Genomic DNA, 2,319 nt, shown 5'->3' with positions numbered 1-2,319 from the left:
TTCGGTGGGGGAGCGTTGCGCTTTAAGCGTCCCTTTCGTAGCGGCGGATGGCGTGGCTGGCCTGGGCGAGTGCCAGGAGCTTCAGCACCAGCTGGCTGTGCACGTGCATGCCGACGGCTGCAGTAAGGATCAGTTCGTCGACGCTGTCCGGGGCAGTCGTGGCCGCAATGTCGACCCCGGCGACGTCGTCCATCGCCTTGCTGTACGTGTCCAGGAGTTCTCCGGAAACCGGAATGTTGAGGCTTTCCATCAGCTCCAGATGGGCATTCAGTGCGTTTCGGGCATCACTCGGGGAATCTGGCCAGCCCCTCAGGCGTACGACGGCGTCAGCCGCCCGTGTGCCGACCCCGCCGTCAGCTGTGGCGACGCTGTCCAACTCCAGCACGACGCGCTGAACTGCCGCCAACAGATCAAGCCGCGGAGCGCCGTCGTCGGCCATTTTGAGGATGCCGCGGATCTGCTCGATGTTCAGTCCAACGATCCGGCGGAGTGCATGGATCAGTTCGAGACGCTCGACGTGCCTGGCGGAATACCGCGCGCGGGTTGCATTGATTGCGTCGCCGGCAGGCAGCAGCCCCTCGCGCAGGTAGTACTTGATGCTGGCAGCCGAGACTCCCGACTGTTCGCTCAGTTCCTTGAGCTGCATTCCCGAATTCCTTCCGGCGACGGAGGTGAGCTATTGGATAGCGGATCCGGCGGTCACTATCCTGATGTACAGGGCTTGGATAGTGGCTCTATCCTAATGCTATGGAGCACTGGAATGTACTGCTGGTCAGCCACGTAATCGCCGCACTCTTTGTCCTCGCGATCGGCCCCTTTCAAATCCTTCGTCGGCGCCGCGACGGCATTCACCGCACCATGGGCTACCTGTGGGTGGCCGCCATGTACTACGTCTGCTTCAGTAGTTTCTGGATCGTGACGGCCGGTCATTTCACTTGGCTGCACGGGCTGTCGGCCTTCACCATCGTGACAGTCACCCTCGGCCTTGTCAGTGCCATCCGTCGCAACATCCCGTCGCACCTGGGCAACATGATTGGCAGCTACATCGGCATTGCCGTGGCATTTGTCTTTGCCGTGGCGGTGCCCGGGCGGGCCATCCCGCAGCTCCTTGCCGTGGACCCGGCCACCGCGGCATACGTCGCGGGGCTGGTGGTGCTGACGGTGCTGGTGACGTTCGTTTCGCTCAAGCGCGGTGGCCGTGCGGGCGTGGTGCGCGGTTCAGCAGACCGAACGCTCTCTCACTCCCTGCGCGTTTAGGCGCGACGCTCTCTCACGTTTGGTGGGTTTGGCTGCGACGCTCTCTCACCCCGCGTCCGCGAAGCCAGATGCATGGGAATGATCCAGCCACGCAGTGCGCAGCGTCCGCTTAATCTTCCCGATGGCGCTTTGGAAGTCGTCAGCAAGATCGTCCTTGTCGAATATCAGAACAGTCCAGCCAGCCGATTCGAACGCCTTGTTTCGCCGCCGGTCGCTAAGGGACTGGGCGTCAAGAAGGTGATGTTCGCCGTCGTACTGGATGGCGACCCGCCGGTGGCGGTATCCGAGATCGGCGCTTGGGGACACGCCGTCAGCATCGCGCAATGACAGCTGCAGGTCCGGTTCAGGAAGGCCGGCATCGGCCATGGCCAGGCGGAGCAGCGATTCGGGCGCGGAGTCCGACCCGACCCGCATTAGGTCCAGGGCATCCCTGGCACGGACAACGCCCTGCAGGTTTGGATGGCGGCCGACCAGGGAACGGAGCCCGTCCAGGGTGTCGTATGGCTGCGTCCGGCCCTCGAAGTCCACGCGCGGGATGCGGATCAGCTGATCGCCGAGGCATACCAGGTCATTTACTGACAGCCGCCGAGCCAGATCGAGCCAGGTCCGCGACCGGGTGCTGATGCTGATGCCGTCGATCGATTCAATCTCATCCTCGCGGGCAAAGACCGTATGGCCGACGACGCCCTTGCGGCGCACAGAGGGCAGGGACCGAGGTTTGCTCAAATGCAGCTCCGTTGAGCCCGCCAGCCAGGGCGGCAGCAACTGGCACCGCAGCCGTGCCGCGGTGACGTGGGAGATCCAGGCGCCGGGCGACGCGGCAGACAGCGCCCGCGCCGCCGCTTCCAGTTCAAAGCTCCAGTCCGACGGGCGGTACAGTCCGCGTCCAATATGGACCACGTCCTTTCGTCGCAGCCTGTCCGGGGATACTCCGGCGGCCCGTGCCGACTCCACTGTGAATGGAGCGGTTGCCAACAGCCCAGGCAAATTGTTGCACTTTTTCATGCTGGCATTGTGTCCCGAAAATCGATGACACCGCAGAAGATATCCACAGGTGGTCCA

3 protein-coding genes are annotated in these 2,319 nt (G+C 63.4%); 1 reads left to right on the top strand and 2 read right to left on the bottom strand.

What is annotated here, in order from left to right:
- Positions 1-22 precede the first annotated feature (22 nt).
- Positions 23-646: a MerR family transcriptional regulator gene (locus tag WMN78_RS19885; protein ID WP_340535483.1), complete on the bottom strand. Its 624-nt coding sequence runs from the start codon at positions 644-646 to the stop codon at positions 23-25.
- 101 nt (positions 647-747) lie between these two features.
- On the opposite strand from WMN78_RS19885, the gene WMN78_RS19880 reads away from it, so the two are divergent.
- On the top strand, positions 748-1,257 hold the full coding sequence (locus WMN78_RS19880) for a DUF2306 domain-containing protein (protein WP_340535482.1): 510 nt from the start codon (positions 748-750) through the stop codon (positions 1,255-1,257).
- 45 nt (positions 1,258-1,302) lie between these two features.
- Here WMN78_RS19880 and WMN78_RS19875 read toward each other — a convergent pair whose 3' ends face one another.
- On the bottom strand, positions 1,303-2,262 hold the full coding sequence (locus tag WMN78_RS19875; protein ID WP_340535481.1) for an endonuclease domain-containing protein: 960 nt from the start codon (positions 2,260-2,262) through the stop codon (positions 1,303-1,305).
- Positions 2,263-2,319: the final 57 nt, after the last annotated feature.

The organism is Arthrobacter oryzae (assembly GCF_037911235.1).
Lineage (GTDB): Bacteria > Actinomycetota > Actinomycetes > Actinomycetales > Micrococcaceae > Arthrobacter > Arthrobacter oryzae_E.
This window is presented reverse-complemented; position numbering and strand designations above follow the sequence as displayed.